This is a genomic window from Marinobacter shunpengi, from assembly GCF_045449715.1.
Taxonomy (GTDB): Bacteria; Pseudomonadota; Gammaproteobacteria; order Pseudomonadales; family Oleiphilaceae; genus Marinobacter.
Map to the genome: position 1 here is coordinate 186,199 of NZ_JBJJLA010000025.1, position 15,691 is coordinate 201,889.

The following is a 15,691-nucleotide window of genomic DNA, read 5'->3' on the forward strand; positions in this document are numbered from 1 at the left end:
CGATGAACAAGGACACCATCGAAGGTAACTGGCGCGAACTCAAGGGCAGGGGCGGAAGTGTGTTGTCCTAGGCTAACGACGACTAATAGAACTCCGAATCTAATGCATTGCGCACAGCATCTATATCGCCCTGGAATGACATCGCCTGTTCTGAACGGGCCAAGGCCATTTGTGCATGTTTCCTGGCAGCGGCGCCCATCATTCTGTTATCTGACTCGGCCAGTGCACGAAAAGCTTTCTGCAGCCTGATGGCCACTTCGACGATTGCCGAGCCGTCCCGTGCGATCGCCGTAAACGCATCGTCGAACAAATCATCAACTATCAGCGTCGGCACCGATACTCGGTCATAGGTGATCGCCTGTAATCTGTCCTTTTCAAGCGGGGATTGCCAAAGGGTTAAAAGTCGCACCATAGCGCCTATGACATTGATTGCGGTTCCCGGGTCATTGATGCCTGGCGAAAGCGCCTTGCCCGCTATCTCGGACAACGCCAGAAGGCCGAAGCGGGGATCATCATCGAAGGCGCGGTTCGAGCGGATTGTGAAGGCAGCGGAGAAGTCGTCTGGCTTGAACGCCTCGCACCCCTCTACATATAGCAGCGGACGGGTTGTGCTCACAAATGTCCCGGGCAGGGCTGACACCACCACATGGCAATTCAGCTCGTCAGCGTGGGATTGTAACTTCTCCAGATCAATATGCTGGATATAGCCAACTTTCGGGGAACATACGGAAACACCCTTGTCTGGGGCCTGATGCGGCAAAACTGCCAAAGCACCCAGCGTGGGAGCGTGGCGGCGACGATCCAGAGCGTCGGCGGCAGCTTTTTCAACCTGTTTAATCGTGTTCACCACCCGGCCAAGCCGGGCAATTCTGTCGACCCAGCGAACGAAAGTGACGATGACAGTGGCAAGCACGATAACGGTGAGCACGAAGACCGCACACAGGCCGGCGGAGTCGTAGAGGTCATTTTTGACGGCAATCAGGGAAACAATGCTGAAGATGAAGGCCCCTATGAATACAGATAGGGCATTCTGGGAAACGTCGTCATCAATAACCAGTGGTATGGATCGGGGTGTCGCACCGGTACTGGCAGATGCATAGGCGGCGACCATGGAGCCTACCGCGAAAGTCGCAATAACCAGCATGCTCGAAGCCATGATGGACAGCAGGGTTTCGACAGAGTCCAGATTGACCTCGGGTAACACTCTGGCAAGGCCCAGATCGTCAGCGAGCTTGGCCAGGAATGTTGCTCCAATCGAAAGCACGCAAAGGAATAGCGGCTTGACCCACAGGCGTTCTTTAATCTGACTGTAAAAAAAGCGCAGCCTGTCAGCGCTCCATAGTGGCGATCGGCCCATCCCCATATCCTCCATCATTATGCGTAATATTGGCAGAAAGCTGCGTGAGAAAAGCGTAGCCGCGTCCAAGAGTCCGGGGTAATGGCTGGTTCAGCTCACGAATACGCAGAGGTCTGTTGACCCGGCCGAGACTGGAAACGCCTCGCTGTGGCGGGACACTAGGCAGCACAGGACTTCGGTGCATCGAAAAATTCCTGGAAAGTCCTGGTCACATCCTGTGGAAGGCGCGTGCGGAGCCTTGCTGTGAGTTAACCGCATAGGCGGGTACCGGGGGCAACCGAGATACCACTCGAACCGTTTGTCTTGACGGATTCTCACACCGATGGTGAAAACCGTCTGTTCGATAACCAACGCACGCGACAAACCGGATCAGTCCCGGTCACCCCATGTCGACTGGCGCTCGGTGTGGCAACGCACCGACGCCGCAACCGCTCTCGAGTAATGCTGGCTACCATCTATGCAACTGAAGCAGCTCGGCATCCAGGAGATGCTCTCTTGCGACCGCCAGCGGCTCGAGCACGACGCCGGAACTGTCGTTGAATGATGTATGAGGGGTCACCGATGGACCTGAAAAGTGGCTATCCATTCTGGGCAGTGAAGAATGGGCTTATGTATGCCTTCCCGCAGCTGGACAAGGATCGGAGTTGTGATGTGGTAGTGGTGGGCGCGGGTATCACCGGCTCGCTGATTGCTGATGAACTGGCCGGTCATGGCCACGATGTGATCGTGCTTGATCAACGGGACGTTTGCTGGGGCAGCACTTCCGCCAGCACCGCCTTGCTCCAGTATGAAATCGACACCCATGCGACGGATCTGGCCAAACGCTACGACCAGGCTTCGGCACTCCTGGCCTATCAGTCCAGCTTGCACGCGATAGCTGAGATCGGGGAGTTGGCGCAACAGGTCGGAGATGTCGATTTCGCCCACTGCGACAGCCTTTACTATGCCAGCAATCGCGCTGACCACCCACGCCTGGCCGAGGAGTTCGCCTGGCGCGAGGAACACGGTTTTCCGGTTCGCTGGCTGAGCCGCGCCGGGCTCAAGGACGAGTACGGGCTGACAGCACCTGCAGCCATCCTGAGCTCGGTGGCGGCAAGGGTTGACCCATACAGGCTCGCCTCAAGACTGCTGAAGCGCATACAGCGAAAGGGTACAAGCGTATTCGATCGCACCCAGGTGACCTCCATCAAGACGACCGCGCGATCGGTAAAGCTCACCACTGACAGCGGCATGGTGATCAGGGCAAAGCACGCCGTGATTGCAAGCGGCTATGAATCACAAAGCTGGCTGCGCCAGCGTGTTGCAAAGAATCTCAGCAGCTACGCCTATATTAGCGATCCCGTCGACCCGGCGGAGTTGCAGTGGCTGGCAACCACCATGCTGTGGGAGTCCTCGCGACCGTACATCTACTTGCGCACTACCGGAGAAGGAAGGCTCCTGGTGGGTGGCGAAGATGACGCCCGGGACCTGCCGGCCCGCCGGGATCGGTCAGTCGAGCGCAAGACGGCGACTCTGCAGCGTAAGGTGACGCGGCTATTCCCTCATCTCCAGGCCCGGCCGGCCTTTGCCTGGGCAGGCACTTTTGCTGAAACCAGCGATGGCCTGCCTTTATTCGGCCATCACCCTGAGTACGGCCCGCGCGTCCTGTTCGCGCTCGCCTACGGTGGTAACGGCATCACCTACAGTATGATCGGCGCCGGCTTGTTGCGCGCCCAGATTGAACGCCGCTCGCACCCATTGACCGCGTTGTTTGCTTTTGCCCGGCTAGGAAGACTGTTCTAAACGATACCTGATGTAACGACACTTGAATCGACAACCCCTCCCGTTGTCGGTATGGTCCCTGAAAGACTCGAGTCCTGTAATCGCAGGAATGCCCAGTGCAATCCGGGCATAAGCGAAAAGTCTGTCTGTGCAGTATTGCACCTGCTCGTTGTCCTGATCCGGCGTTTCACAGCACTCCCGCTGTCTGGACTCCGGTGTTGTCGGTCATCTCTGTTTGGGGACCCCAGGTGCGAACAGATACAGGTGTACGCCTTTCAATAGGAATGCCGATTCTGGCCGCGTTGCTGCCTTTATCGTTCCCCTTGTCTGCCGATGACGGCGAAGCCGGCTACCGGTTGCTGGAGCTGGACGGTTACAAGGTCAAGTGGGGTGAGCAGAGCTTCGGGGCGGGGGCACGCGTCAGCTATGCCTTTGCTGACCAGGAGCTGCGGTTCGATGATGCACGTAACTGCGGTGAGTTGGCGCCCATGAAAGCGCTTTCAGGACAGGAGTTTTCCTACGAGACACTGGTGCATGAGACCGCAGCGGCCTTCCGGGTCTGGGAGCGCGCTGCCAACCTTTCATTTTATCAGGTCAGCAATATCCAGGAGGCGGACATCATTCTCGGGGCCCAGGGCCAGCCGTATATGGGGGCGTTGGCCAATGTGACCTACGCGTCCGGGGAAAAGGAAGATGTACGTGCCATCAAACAGGCGCTGGTGTGCCTGAATCCCGACCACAAATGGAAGGTCGGGTTTGATGGCAACAAGGATGCCTATGACATCCGCTATACGCTGATTCATGAAATTGGCCATGCCATCGGCCTGGACCATCCCGGCCCCTCCGGGCAGGTGATGGGGTTCCGCTATACCGAGGATTTCCCCGAACTGCAGCCCGGTGATCTTCGGGGAATCCGGCGACTTTACGGGCAAGCCGTCAATGATGACCGGCTCGCCAATGGCCCGGAGCCAGCTCTGGCCAACCCATCGCTCTGAGCTGGTTCAGAAGTTGTAACCCAGTCCCACCGTGTAGGCCCAGGCGCCATCGTCCTGGAAGGCATCGTCAACGTCATTGGAACTGTCAAAAAAGAACTGGTACTCGACCCGGGCAAGGAAGAATGTCTTGGTCTGCACATAGTACTTCAGGCCCGATTCCAGACCCGCGAAGGCACTGTCGTTGACGCCATCACCGTAGATGCCACCGAGACTTCCGCCAACGAACGGCCGGGCGCGCTCATCCAGGAACTGATAGTTGAGATAACCACGGGTTGAGCCGTTCCAGAAATCATCCTCGATGTCCTCGCCTTCGATACTGGCGTAATTGATGCTTTGCCGGACACCGGCCACCGTGTTGTCACGCAGGTACCAACCCAGATCGCCGCTCACGCCGAAGCTGCCGCTATCGAAACTCTGATCACTACTGCCAGTCCCGGAGATGGAGAATTCCCGGTCGCCCTCATCCGGGCCGATGTCGGCGGATTGTGCGGAGACTGTCAGGGGCAGTGTACCCAGAAGACAGACCGTGATTGCCGCAGTGTTGAATCTGTTCATTTTAAGCTCCTTAGCCTGAATTTCTCAGACTGCATTGCCAGAATGCGCCGTTACGTCCTTGGCGCGGGCCGTATCGCAGCAGATACCGACGCCTTCATCCGTTGCGAACGAAGACTCTCAGGATCCGCGCCGGACCGCTCGACTGTCTGTACGTAAGCGCACAGAAGGTATTGCCCAGGAAATAACGCCCCAAGCGTTCGGCAACGCACCGACCCGCCCGGGCACGACCTTTAGGATGGAATTGGTCCTGATCCCCTACGAGATATCCGGAGAAACAGGGCCCAAACGAACCATCCTAAGGAGATCAGCTCATGAGAAAGTTTCCGGTCGAAGGTAGTCCCAGCGCCGAAAAAGAAAAAGCCGGGAAGGTTGCCGGTAAGGAGACCGATGAAATCAAGGAGAATGAGAAGAAACCGGAGCGTCATGCCGGCAAGGACGACAGCGTGCTGTCGGATATCAATGACGACCCCAAAAAAGAAACCAGGTAAACGGTTTGGGAACATGATCCAAGCGCAGTAATGACGTTGCAGATGGCATGCAGGATGAAAGTCTCAGCTAACCACCAGAAGAAAAGTGAAATGGCGAGTAAGAGAATTCTGGCCCTTGTGTTGCTGGTTGTAGGTTCGATCCTGCTTTTTTGGCACCTGCGTGTGCCAGCGTACATACCTGGCAAAGTCGATTACCTATGCTGGACGTGGATGAGGTAAAGGAGTTGCCTGGACAGGACGTTACATCGCGCACCCCACGGAAGGCGGTGCCACCATCCATTCGGAGTTGTGAAAAGGAGGAGTGACAGATGAACAATATCGTCTACATAGTCGGTGCGGTCGTTATCGTCGTGGCGATTCTTTCCTTTCTTGGTTTTGGTTAGGATTTCACCCTGCCAGGTTTTGAATCAGCGGACGTTGGCAGGGTCAGTCTGGACTGGCCTTGATATGTGGGTCGCTTATTCTATCTGCTTCCTGCCTCTACGTGCGGCACTTCTTCAATTACCGTTCATAGTACGGCCTCTGATATGTCGCCGCGTGGTATACGGCAATATGAACAGATAGAGACCGGTGAGCATGAGTAGGGCCAGGGGGAGCAGAGCAATGACACCTGCCCAGAGGGTTATCTGTTCCGGTATTGAAACAAAATTGAGAACGATGTTGACGATGACAAGCACCGTGAACGTGATGGACAACCACCGATGAACTTGTCGAATCGATTTACTCCAATTCATAGGACCCTCCTCAGAACTATACCCCGTGAAAGAGGGCATCACCGTTTGCCCTGTAGACGCCGCATGACGCTGCCAGCATGCGCGGCCACGGAATGGGAGGCTAAACCGCAATGCAGTAACTGTGGCTGTGATTGTTAGAGCGTCTTTTCATATATGGATACAGCTTCGCCATTGTATTGCACCAGTTCCATGAACCGCCAACCTTCACGGGCGAGCAAAGAATTTGCCGTGCTGGTGCCTGTGTAGATTGTCTTGAAACCGAGGTTGCGGGCTACCTGCTCAAGGGCGGAGGCCATACGCGCACCAATACCGTTACGCCTGTATTGCGGCGCGACCATACCACCACCCACCCACGGCGAAAGATGTCCGTGTGTTGTGATGGACTCTGACTTAAGCGCTATAACCCCGCAGGGTTCCAAGCCGACAAATGCCACGAGGCCGACAGGCAATTGATTCCGGTTTGAATATGCCACAAGATCTCGGCGAGCATTACCGGGGCCACCCGCGCCATAATATTCGGACCATTCTGTCTGGAACAGGCGCTCAAGGACTGGCAGAGCTTCAGGATGATCTGCGAGGTAGCCGATGATAGGAGAAGTGGACATGGGGACTTGCGCTCTAACGATTGCTATTATAAATCAGTGACTTTGGTGCTCATGAGAGCACTGTTTCCAGAGAATCCAAACTTCTCGTACAATCTTTGAGCATCACGGGTTTGCAGCACCATTTGAGTACCCTTGATGGCTGGATGCGCAACCAGACATTCCATGATCCACTGCCCCAGACCTGCCCCCCGAAACTCTGGCTCAACCACGATATCAGCTACCCAAGTAAACGTAGCACCATCGGTGACTGCGCGCCCAAAACCAATTTGCTTTGCTCCAAGGTAAAGACCGAAACATATGGAGCCAGCAATCATGTGCTCTATGATTTCGCGAGGACGGCGATCTCCCCAATACGTTGCGGCGAGCAAGCGGTGGACCGTATCCAGTTGCACCCTGGATTTGTCGTCAGTGATTAGATAATCATCCTTGCGCCACTCCACTGATCGCTACTCCCTGATTTATAACAGCGTATTAGAAGGCTTTCATATTATTGCAAAAAACGAGAACGTCAGATAACTCCAAGAAAAAGTTGGGGCCTATCGAAAATAAACTAAATTCCAATCAATGAGTTGCACTAATCGGAAACAATAGTCTCGTAAATCGCGTGTCTTCCATATTTCGTGTTTTCAACATACCATTCACCATACCGGATTCGGTGCCGATTCCGGGACCGCTACACAACACAAAAAAGCCCGAACCGCCAAAGGCGGCCGGGCCAAGGACTGGCACTGGGGTCCAGTGCAACCGAGAAGGGTTTTCTTTACGAGCTGGTGGTGCCGCCGTCGATGGCGATGTTCTGGCCTGTGATGTGGCGGCCGGCTTCGCTGGCCAGCAGTACGGTCAGGCCTTTCATGTCTTCCTCGCCGCCGAAGCGGTTGAGGGGGATGCGCTCCAGCATCTTCTCGCCCATGGCGTCCAGCAGGCCCTGGGACATCTTCGACGGGAAGAAGCCGGGGCAGATGCTGTTCACGTTGATGTTGTAGTGGCCCCACTCCGCTGCCAGGGCGCGGGTGAAGTTGACGTTGGCACCCTTGGAGGTGTTGTAGGCGATGGTCTTCATGTCGCCGGGGTTACCGGACAGGCCGGCGATGGAGGCGATGTTGATCACCTTGCCGGATTTGCGGGGAATCATGCAGCGCTTGGCCACTTCCCGGGTGAGGAAGAACATGGCGTCCACGTTCAGGTTCATCACCTTGTCCCAGGCTTCATCCGGGTAGTCTTCCGCCGGGGCACCCCAGGTGGCGCCGGCGTTGTTGATCAGCACATCGATATCGCCGAAGGCGCCCACGGCCTCGTCCACGAAAGAGGAGATGGCGTCACGGTTGGACATGTCGGCGGTGATGGTTTTTACCTCGATGCCCATGTCCTTCAGGTGCTTTTCCGCTTCCTCCAGCTCATGCTGCTTGCGGGCGCTGATAATCACCCGGGCGCCCATTTCGCCCAGGGCTTCGGCCATCTGCAGGCCCAGGCCGCGGGAGCCGCCGGTCACCAGGGCGACCTTGCCGCTCATGTCGAAGAGTTGTTTGATGCTCATTGGGGGACTCCTGTTGTTGTCCGGTGCCCGACCCGGGGCCGGGCACCGCTATTGGATGTTAGGCGGTCTTGTCCAGGAGGTTGTCGCTGACCTGGCCCAGGTGGTAGTCCGCATCCCCGAACAGCAGGTTGACCAGGGTCAGCCGCTTGAACAGGTGGGCGGAGAACATCTCGTCGGTCACGCCCATGCCGCCGTGCAGCTGGACACCAGCCTGGCCCACTTCCCGGGCACCCTGGCCGATCAGCAGCTTGGCCTGGGAGATGGCCTCGCGGCGTGCGTCCCGGTCATCGGAGTCGGCGTAGTCTGCCGCCAGGATGGCCATGGAGCGGCCCTGCTGGGCGTGGATGAACATGTCCGCCATGCGGTGCTGCAGCACCTGGAACTTGGCGATGGGTACCCCAAACTGCTTGCGGGTCTGGGTGTACTCCAGAGTGGCCTCGGTCATGGCGTCCATGGTGCCCACGGCTTCCGCACAGACGGCGGCAGTGCCCTGGTCGATGGCCTTTTCCAGGGCCGGGAAGCCCTTGTCGGCCTCGCCCACGATGGCGTCGGCGGAGACTTTTACGTCCTTCAGGCTCACTTCGGCGGTGCGGAAACCGTCGTGGGTGGCGAAGTCGGTGACGGTCACGCCGCTGGCATCGGCGTCCACCAGGAACAGGGTGATACCGTTTTCATCGCGGACATCGCCGCTGGTGCGGGCAGAGATGATCAACTGGTTCGCCTGGCCGCCATGGATAACGGCGGTCTTGGCGCCGTTGAGCACGTAGTCGCTGCCGTCGCCCTTGGCCACGGTCTTCACGTGGGCCAGGTTGTAGCGGGCGCCATGCTCGTAGGCGGCCAGGGCCATCAGCCGCTGGCCACTGGCGATGGCCGGCAGGATGGCCTGTTTCTGGGCGTCGGAGCCGGCGTCTCGTACCAGTCCGCCGGCCAGTACCACAGTGGCCAGGTAGGGCTCGGTGACCAGGGCGCGGCCGAAGGATTCCATCACCAGCATGGTGTCGATGCCGTTGCCGCCCAGGCCGTCGTAGTCCTCGGGGAAGGTAAAGGCCAGCAGGCCCATTTCCGCCAGGGCGTTCCAGATGGTCCCGTCAGTGCCCTTGCCGGACTTGACGATCTCACGGCGTTTCTCAACGGTATACTCGTTGGCCAGGAAGCGGCGCAGCGAGTCCTGCAGCATCTGCTGCTCTTCAGTCAGTTCAAAATTCATGATCCGCTCCTTACAGGCCCAGAACCAGCTTGGAAATGATGTTGCGCTGGATCTCGTTGGATCCGCCGAAGATCGACAGCTTGCGCATGTTGAAGTAGTCGCCGGCACCGGGCACGGCATTCATGCTGCCCACCAGCGGGCCGTCGTAGTCCGGTTCCAGGGCATCCGGGATATGGGCGATGGCGTCCTGGCCGGTGGCTTCCATGGCCAGTTCGAACATGCGCTGGCCGATCTCGGTGCCACGGATCTTGAGGATGGAGGCCTCGGGACCGGGGCCGTTGGAGGCGGTCAGCACCCGCAGTACAGTGATTTCCAGGGCGCGCAGCTCGGCATCCAGTTGCGCCAGGCGGTCGCGGAAGCGGGCGTTCTCGATGATCGGCTTGCCGTCGTCCTGCTCCTCGCGGGCGATTTCTTTCAGGCGGCGCATCATGGCTTTCCACTGGCCGACATTGGCCAGTCCGGTGCGCTCGTGGCCCAGCAGGAATTTGGCGTAGGTCCAGCCCTTGTCTTCCTCGCCGATGCGGTTTTCCACCGGCACTTTGACGTTGTCGAAAAACACGTCGTTCACCTCATGCTCGTCGTCCAGCATGATGATAGGTTTGACGTCGATGCCCGGGCTCTTCATGTCGATCAGCAGGAAGGAGATGCCTTCCTGGGCTTTCACGTCCTTATTGGTACGCACCAGGCAGAAGATCCAGTCGCCGTGCTGGCCCAGGGTGGTCCAGGTTTTCTGACCGTTGACGATGTAATGGTCACCGTCGCGCTCGGCGGTGGTGCGCAGGGAGGCCAGGTCGGAGCCGGAACCGGGCTCGGAGTAGCCCTGTGACCACCAGACGTCGCCGCTGATGATGCCCGGCAGGTGGCGGTCCTTCTGTTCCTGGTTGCCGAACTTCATGATCACCGGCGCCACCATGCGCAGGCCGAAGTCCAGCTGGCGCGGGGCGCCGGCCAGGGCACATTCTTCCTCGAAGATCAGTTGTTCAACCTCGGTCCAGCCCGGGCCGCCGAATTCCTCGGGCCAGGTGGAGGCTCCCCAGCCCTGCTGGTACAGGATCTTCTGCCAGCGTTGGACCATGTCCTTGTTGGGGCGCAGGCGCTTCTGGACCCGCTCCTGGATGTCGGCGGGCAGCTTGTCTTTCAGGAACTGTCGCACTTCCTGGCGGAAGGCTTCCTGTTCCGGGGTGTAATTCAGGTCCATGGCTTGTTCTCGCTTTCGCTTCTGTTACGACAAGGGCCCCTGCGCATTCTCAGGGGCCCGGGGGCGGATTCGCAATCGTCCCATCGGACGAACGTTCGGGTCAGGCCACTTCGAACAGGCCTGCCGCACCCATGCCGGTGCCGACACACATGGTGACCACGACGTATTTTACGCCACGGCGCTTGCCTTCGATCAGGGCATGACCGACCAGACGTGAGCCGGTGGTGCCGTACGGGTGACCCACGGCGATGGCGCCGCCGTTAACGTTCAGGCGGTCCATGGGGATGCCCAGTTCACGCTGGCAGTACAGCACCTGCACGGCGAAGGCTTCGTTCAGTTCCCACAGGCCGATGTCGTCCACGGTCAGGCCGGCGCGCTTGAGCAGCTTGGGCACGGCATAGACCGGGCCGATGCCCATTTCGTCCGGCTCGCAGCCGGCAACGGCAAAGCCGCGGAAGATGCCCAGGGGCTGCACACCGCGCTGTTCGGCCAGCTTGCCGTCCATCAGCACGCAGGCGGAGGCGCCGTCGGAGAACTGGCTGGCGTTGCCGGCGGTGACCACGCCGCCGTCCATCGCGGAGCGGATCTTGCTGACGCCTTCCAGGTTGGTGTCCGGGCGGATGCCTTCGTCCTGGGAGACAGTCACTTCCTGGCTGGAAAGCTGACCGGTCTTCTTGTCGGCGACACCGGCGGTGGTGGTGATGGGCACGATCTCGTCGTCGAACTTGCCTTCCTCACGGGCCTTGGCCGCCAGGGTCTGGCTGCGCACGCCGTACTCGTCCATGTCCTCTTTCCTGATCTTGTAGCGATCCGCCACGGTCTCGGCGGTCTGCAGCATGGACCAGTACAGCTCCGGCTTGTTCTGCATCAGCCAGGGCTCGGCCATGTAGTTCTGGTTGACGGTGGCCTGGACGGTGGAGATGGACTCGACACCACCGGCGACCATCACCGGCACCTTGTCCACGGCGATGTGCTGGGCGGCCATGGCAATGGCCTGCAGGCCGGAGGAGCAGAACCGATTGATGGTGGCGCCGGCCACGGATACCGGCAGGCCGGCACGGATGGCACCCATGCGGGCGACGTCGTTACCGGTGGAGCCTTCCGGCAGGGCACAGCCCATCAGCACGTCTTCGATTTCGTTCGGGTCCACCTTGGAGCGCTCGACTGCATGCTGGATGGCATGGCCGGCAAGGGTGGCACCGTGGGTCATGTTCAGACCGCCGCGCCAGGACTTGGCCAGGGGCGTGCGGGCGGTGGATACGATGACAACATCATTGGACATAATCTTTCTCCTGTGTGCCGAAGCCCGTGAGGGCCCCGGCGGTCAATTCGTTGATTCCGGGGACGCTCGCCTTACTGGTCAAACCCTTTGCCTTGTGCGGCACACTTCGCCAGCAGGTCGGCCGGTTTCCAGAAATCCTTCTGGGTGTTGGGGTTGGCGTCGAAGGCTTCCATGTCGCGGACCACGTTGGCCAGGCCCACCTGCTCGGCGTAGTGCATGGGGCCACCACGGAAGACCGGGAAGCCGTAGCCGGTCAGGTACACCATGTCGATATCGGAGGCGCGCTGGGCGATGCCTTCCTCGAGGATACGGGCACCTTCATTCACCAGGGCGTAGACGCAACGCTGGACGATTTCCTGGTTGCTGATCTTGCGCGGGGTGATGCCCATCTCGGCGCGGCACTCGTCGACCACCTTGTCCACTTCCGGATCGTGCTGGGGCTTGCGGTTGCCCGGCTCATACTTGTAGAAGCCGGAGCCGGTCTTCTGGCCGAAGCGGCCCATCTCGCACAGGCGGTCGGCGATCAGGTTCTTCTTCATGCCCGGGTTTTCCGCGTACAGGCGCTTGCGGATGGCCCAGCCGATGTCGCCGCCGGCCAGGTCAGCCATGCGCAGCGGGCCCATGGCGAAGCCGAACTTCTCGATGGCCTTGTCGATCTGCTGCACACTGGCGCCTTCCTCCAGCATGGTCAGGGCCTCGCGGGAGTACTGGTTGATCATGCGGTTGCCGATAAAGCCGTCGCAGACACCGGAGACCACGGCCGTCTTTTTGATGGTCTTGGCCAGTTTCATGGCGGTGGCCAGCACATCCTTGGCGGTCTTCTCGCCACGGATCACTTCCAGCAGCTTCATGATGTTGGCCGGGCTGAAGAAGTGCAGGCCGATCACGTCTTCCGGGCGCTTGGTAAAGCTGGCGATCCTGTCCACGTCCAGGGTGGAGGTATTGGAGGCCAGGATGGCGCCGGGTTTGCAGATTTCGTCCAGCTTGGTGAACACCTGCTCCTTGACGCCCATCTCCTCGAACACGGCCTCGATCACCAGGTCCACGTCCTTCAGATCGTCATAGCTCAGGGACGGGGTCAGCAGGTCCATCTTGGCCTTGGCCTTTTCTTCGGTCATGCGGCCTTTCTTGACCTGACCTTCGTAGACCTTGCGGATGGCTTCCACGCCCCGGTCCAGACCTTCCTGCTTCATCTCGACGATGGTCACCGGGATGCCGGCGTTGAGGAAGTTGATGGAGATGCCGGTACCCATGGTGCCGGCACCGATCACGCCCACCTGATTGATGTCGCGGGTAGGGGTGTCGGAGGGCACATCGGAGATCTTGCTGGTCTTGCGCTCGGCGAAGAAGGCGTGACGCAGGGCCGCGGATTCCGGTGTCTGCATCAGTTGCTTGATGCCTTCACGCTCAACCTTCATGCCTTCGTCAAACGGCTTGGTGGCAGCGGCTTCCACCGCTTCCAGGCACTTCAGCGGAGCCGGGTAGTTCTTGGCCATGGCGCCGATGGTGTTGCGGGCGAACATGAAGAAGCCCTGCGGGTTCGGGTGCTTCACCTTCAGGTCGCGCACCTTCTTCAGCGGCATCTTGTCGGCCACTACCTTGCGGGCAAAAGCCAGGGCGGCTTCCATCAGGTCGCCTTCAACCACCTCGTCCAGCAGCGGGGTACCCTGGAACTGTTTGGCGGGAACCACGGAGCCAGACACGATCATGTTCAGGGCGTGCTCGACACCAATCACCCGGGGCAGGCGCTGGGTGCCGCCGGCACCGGGCAGGATACCCAGCTTCACTTCCGGCAGGGCCAGGGTGGCGTCCGGGGTGGACACGCGGTAGTTACAGCCCAGGGCCAGTTCCAGGCCGCCGCCCATGCAGTTGCCGCTGATGGCCGCGATCACCGGCTTCTTCGCGGTTTCGACGTAATGGATGGCGGTGGTCAGGATCGGCTCCTGCATGACGGCGGGGGTGCCGAACTCGGTAATGTCGGCGCCGCCGGAGAAGGCCCGATCGGAACCGGTGATGATGATGGCCTCGATGGCGCTGTCCTGCTCGGCCTTTTTGATGCCTTCGACAATACCCTGACGAAGGCCCAGGCTGAGGCCGTTTACCGGCGGGTTGTCCAGGCGGATAACGGCAACATTACCGTTGGTGTCGTAGTGTGCTGTGCTCATGCTGGCTCCTTTATGGGTCGCTCTGTGGCGGCCCGTGGGTAAGACGTTGGGGCCGCCGATGCACGTGATGGAACGCGCGAATTTCTTCCATACACTGGTGTCTGGGGATTCCGTACAGTAATGTATGGGCGGCATGAAGGTCAACGACGCTGTGGTTACAGCCTTTCATTCGACCTTTAACATGTTGAATCAGTTTGTTTTATTCTTTTGAGAACGGCTCCAGAGGTCCGAACCCGATTTATGGCGAAAGCATCCGGAAAGGCTCCGAGTTCCCCCAAAGCGGCTAAAAGCAAAGCCCAACTGACCCGCGACGACTGGTTGGATGCCGCCGCCGGTGAGGTTGCCGCCGGTGGCTTCAGCAACCTGCGGGTGCTGACCCTGGCCAAGCGTCTGGGGGTCACTCGGGGCAGCTTCTATTGGCACTTCCGGGATCATGAGGACCTGGTGGTCAGCTTCCTGGATCGCTGGCGGGATCGCCGGTTTGTGGAACTGGACTATATGCGGCCAAAAGGGGAGAACCCTGAGGAGGAACTGCATCAGCTCCTCCAGATCCTGCTGACGGACGCCGCCCGCAACATCCGACGACTTCAGGTGGAGCTGGCCGTTCGTGACTTTGCCCGCCGCAATGAACACGCCGCCCGGATTGTTGATGAGGTGGACAGGGCCCGTGTCGATCAGAACAAGTTGCTGTTCCGCCACCTGGGGGTAGCGGAGGATCAGGTGGAAGACCTGGCCCGGCTCATGTACATGGCAACGGTAGGCTCCCAGGTGGTGCAGGCGGGCCGCAAGGGCAACGAAGCTGCGGTGGAACGGATTGAACAGCTGGTGGCCCGCCTGGCCCTGGGGCAGCGTTCCGATTAGTGCCCGTCTGGTTCAGGCACTAACTGAACGGCACACTAGGCTTCAAGGAAGCCGTTCATATGACCGGCCACTTCCTCCGGTTTCTCTTCCTGGAGGAAATGCCCCGCATCCACCTGTTCCACCCGGATGGACTCGAAACAGTCCTCAATGTGGTTCAGGTACTCGGGGATAATCACCCTGTCCTTGTTGCCGTAGATATACAGCCCGGGCATGGACCATTTATGTCCGGCCAGGGCCGCCCAACGCTTGGTGTCGTCAGCGAAGGTGCGATAGTAGCTGGCACCCGCGGCCGGAGTGCCGGGGATGGAATACATCCGTACATACTCGGCAACAGCATCCTCGGGAATCGGCTCGACCACGCCACGGACAAAGTGCCCGATCCAGACATCCTCTTTACCGGGAATCATGGCCTCCGCCAGACCCTTTTCCTGCTGGAAGTGCTGGTACCAGTAGGACTTGTTACTACCTGAACGTACTTTCTCGATGACCTCCATGTTGCCCTTGAGGTTGTTGACCAGGGCGATATTCATGATGATCATCCGGCTGACCCGGTCCGGAATCGCCAGCGCCACTTCCTGGGCGACGATGCCGCCCCAGTCGTGGCCGATCAACTGGAAGTCGTCGATGTCCAGTTCGTCCAGCATGCTGACCACGTCGTGCGCCAGGGCATGTTTGACGTAGTGTTCCCGGCCCTCTGTGCGCTCGCTGTCGCCCAGGCCCCGCAGGTCCGGGGCAATCACCCGCAGGCCCTTTTTCAGGTGCCGACCGACGTGCTCCCAGCAGTAGGAGCTTTCCGGCCAGCCGTGGATCATCACGACCGGGGCGCCGTTTGTGTCACCGCCTTCGCGCCAGGTGAAGGTACCGCGTGGGGTGGACAGGGTTTTGGGTTCGCTGAGAAACATGGCGGGCTCCTGGGTGTTGTTGGTGGTTATTGAATCAGGTTGCGTAA

The 15,691-nt window shown here is 59.5% G+C and carries 14 protein-coding genes; 4 read left to right on the forward strand and 10 right to left on the reverse strand.

All coding sequences use genetic code 11. The features are described from left to right. Window positions 1-82: 82 nt before the first annotated feature. Entirely contained in the window at window positions 83-1,357 is a 1,275-nt protein-coding gene (locus ACJO3T_RS18340; protein WP_406965187.1) for a DUF2254 domain-containing protein, read from the reverse strand. A 561-nt stretch (window positions 1,358-1,918) separates the two neighbouring features. Between ACJO3T_RS18340 and ACJO3T_RS18345 the strand changes: the two genes are divergently transcribed. Next, window positions 1,919-3,139 carry an NAD(P)/FAD-dependent oxidoreductase gene (locus tag ACJO3T_RS18345; protein ID WP_406965189.1) on the forward strand — a complete coding sequence of 407 codons (1,221 nt, stop codon included), beginning with the start codon at window positions 1,919-1,921 and terminating at the stop codon, window positions 3,137-3,139. A 263-nt stretch (window positions 3,140-3,402) separates the two neighbouring features. Continuing rightward, a complete protein-coding gene (locus ACJO3T_RS18350) occupies window positions 3,403-4,113 on the forward strand; it encodes a matrixin family metalloprotease (protein ID WP_406965191.1) in 711 nt (236 codons plus the stop codon). Window positions 4,114-4,119: 6 nt separating this feature from the next. Here the strand turns inward: ACJO3T_RS18350 and ACJO3T_RS18355 are convergent, their stop codons facing one another. After that, the gene (locus ACJO3T_RS18355) at window positions 4,120-4,668 is read right to left on the reverse strand and encodes a hypothetical protein (RefSeq protein ID WP_406979433.1); all 549 of its coding nucleotides are present in this window, start codon (window positions 4,666-4,668) and stop codon (window positions 4,120-4,122) included. Between the two features lie 311 nt (window positions 4,669-4,979). Between ACJO3T_RS18355 and ACJO3T_RS18360 the strand changes: the two genes are divergently transcribed. Next, entirely contained in the window at window positions 4,980-5,156 is a 177-nt protein-coding gene (locus tag ACJO3T_RS18360) for a hypothetical protein (protein ID WP_406965193.1), read from the forward strand. Between the two features lie 868 nt (window positions 5,157-6,024). On the opposite strand, the gene ACJO3T_RS18365 is transcribed toward ACJO3T_RS18360, so the two are convergent. The 7 genes from ACJO3T_RS18365 to ACJO3T_RS18395 form a co-directional block, all read right to left on the reverse strand. Next, window positions 6,025-6,495: a GNAT family N-acetyltransferase gene (locus ACJO3T_RS18365; RefSeq protein WP_406965194.1), complete on the reverse strand. Its 471-nt coding sequence runs from the start codon at window positions 6,493-6,495 to the stop codon at window positions 6,025-6,027. Between the two features lie 26 nt (window positions 6,496-6,521). Beyond that, window positions 6,522-6,935, reverse strand: coding sequence for a GNAT family N-acetyltransferase (locus tag ACJO3T_RS18370; protein WP_406965195.1), 414 nt, complete (start codon window positions 6,933-6,935; stop codon window positions 6,522-6,524). Window positions 6,936-7,255: 320 nt separating this feature from the next. Then, entirely contained in the window at window positions 7,256-8,029 is a 774-nt protein-coding gene (locus ACJO3T_RS18375) for an SDR family oxidoreductase (RefSeq protein ID WP_406965196.1), read from the reverse strand. A 58-nt stretch (window positions 8,030-8,087) separates the two neighbouring features. After that, complete coding sequence (locus ACJO3T_RS18380) at window positions 8,088-9,236, reverse strand: acyl-CoA dehydrogenase family protein (RefSeq protein WP_406965198.1); 1,149 nt, start codon at window positions 9,234-9,236, stop codon at window positions 8,088-8,090. 10 nt (window positions 9,237-9,246) lie between these two features. After that, window positions 9,247-10,434, reverse strand: coding sequence for an acyl-CoA dehydrogenase family protein (locus ACJO3T_RS18385; protein WP_406965199.1), 1,188 nt, complete (start codon window positions 10,432-10,434; stop codon window positions 9,247-9,249). Between the two features lie 100 nt (window positions 10,435-10,534). Further along, complete coding sequence (locus ACJO3T_RS18390; RefSeq protein WP_406979434.1) at window positions 10,535-11,716, reverse strand: acetyl-CoA C-acyltransferase; 1,182 nt, start codon at window positions 11,714-11,716, stop codon at window positions 10,535-10,537. Window positions 11,717-11,787: 71 nt separating this feature from the next. Further along, a complete protein-coding gene (locus ACJO3T_RS18395) occupies window positions 11,788-13,881 on the reverse strand; it encodes a 3-hydroxyacyl-CoA dehydrogenase NAD-binding domain-containing protein (protein ID WP_406965203.1) in 2,094 nt (697 codons plus the stop codon). A 240-nt stretch (window positions 13,882-14,121) separates the two neighbouring features. Between ACJO3T_RS18395 and ACJO3T_RS18400 the strand changes: the two genes are divergently transcribed. Further along, the gene (locus tag ACJO3T_RS18400) at window positions 14,122-14,742 is read left to right on the forward strand and encodes a TetR/AcrR family transcriptional regulator (protein WP_406979435.1); all 621 of its coding nucleotides are present in this window, start codon (window positions 14,122-14,124) and stop codon (window positions 14,740-14,742) included. A gap of 35 nt (window positions 14,743-14,777) precedes the next feature. Here the strand turns inward: ACJO3T_RS18400 and ACJO3T_RS18405 are convergent, their stop codons facing one another. Next, window positions 14,778-15,644 carry an alpha/beta fold hydrolase gene (locus ACJO3T_RS18405; protein WP_406965205.1) on the reverse strand — a complete coding sequence of 289 codons (867 nt, stop codon included), beginning with the start codon at window positions 15,642-15,644 and terminating at the stop codon, window positions 14,778-14,780. Window positions 15,645-15,691: the final 47 nt, after the last annotated feature.

Excerpts from the sequence above, each read along its gene's own strand:
- ACJO3T_RS18340 (WP_406965187.1), bottom strand. The coding sequence starts at position 1,357 with ATGGGCCGATCGCCACTATGGAGCGCTGACAGGCTGCGCTTTTTTTAC.
- ACJO3T_RS18345 (WP_406965189.1), top strand. The coding sequence starts at position 1,919 with ATGGACCTGAAAAGTGGCTATCCATTCTGGGCAGTGAAGAATGGGCTT.
- ACJO3T_RS18350 (WP_406965191.1), top strand. The coding sequence starts at position 3,403 with ATGCCGATTCTGGCCGCGTTGCTGCCTTTATCGTTCCCCTTGTCTGCC.
- ACJO3T_RS18355 (WP_406979433.1), bottom strand. The coding sequence starts at position 4,668 with ATGAACAGATTCAACACTGCGGCAATCACGGTCTGTCTTCTGGGTACA.
- ACJO3T_RS18360 (WP_406965193.1), top strand. The coding sequence starts at position 4,980 with ATGAGAAAGTTTCCGGTCGAAGGTAGTCCCAGCGCCGAAAAAGAAAAA.
- ACJO3T_RS18365 (WP_406965194.1), bottom strand. The coding sequence starts at position 6,495 with ATGTCCACTTCTCCTATCATCGGCTACCTCGCAGATCATCCTGAAGCT.
- ACJO3T_RS18375 (WP_406965196.1), bottom strand. The coding sequence starts at position 8,029 with ATGAGCATCAAACAACTCTTCGACATGAGCGGCAAGGTCGCCCTGGTG.
- ACJO3T_RS18380 (WP_406965198.1), bottom strand. The coding sequence starts at position 9,236 with ATGAATTTTGAACTGACTGAAGAGCAGCAGATGCTGCAGGACTCGCTG.
- ACJO3T_RS18385 (WP_406965199.1), bottom strand. The coding sequence starts at position 10,434 with ATGGACCTGAATTACACCCCGGAACAGGAAGCCTTCCGCCAGGAAGTG.
- ACJO3T_RS18390 (WP_406979434.1), bottom strand. The coding sequence starts at position 11,716 with ATGTCCAATGATGTTGTCATCGTATCCACCGCCCGCACGCCCCTGGCC.
- ACJO3T_RS18395 (WP_406965203.1), bottom strand. The coding sequence starts at position 13,881 with ATGAGCACAGCACACTACGACACCAACGGTAATGTTGCCGTTATCCGC.
- ACJO3T_RS18400 (WP_406979435.1), top strand. The coding sequence starts at position 14,122 with ATGGCGAAAGCATCCGGAAAGGCTCCGAGTTCCCCCAAAGCGGCTAAA.
- ACJO3T_RS18405 (WP_406965205.1), bottom strand. The coding sequence starts at position 15,644 with ATGTTTCTCAGCGAACCCAAAACCCTGTCCACCCCACGCGGTACCTTC.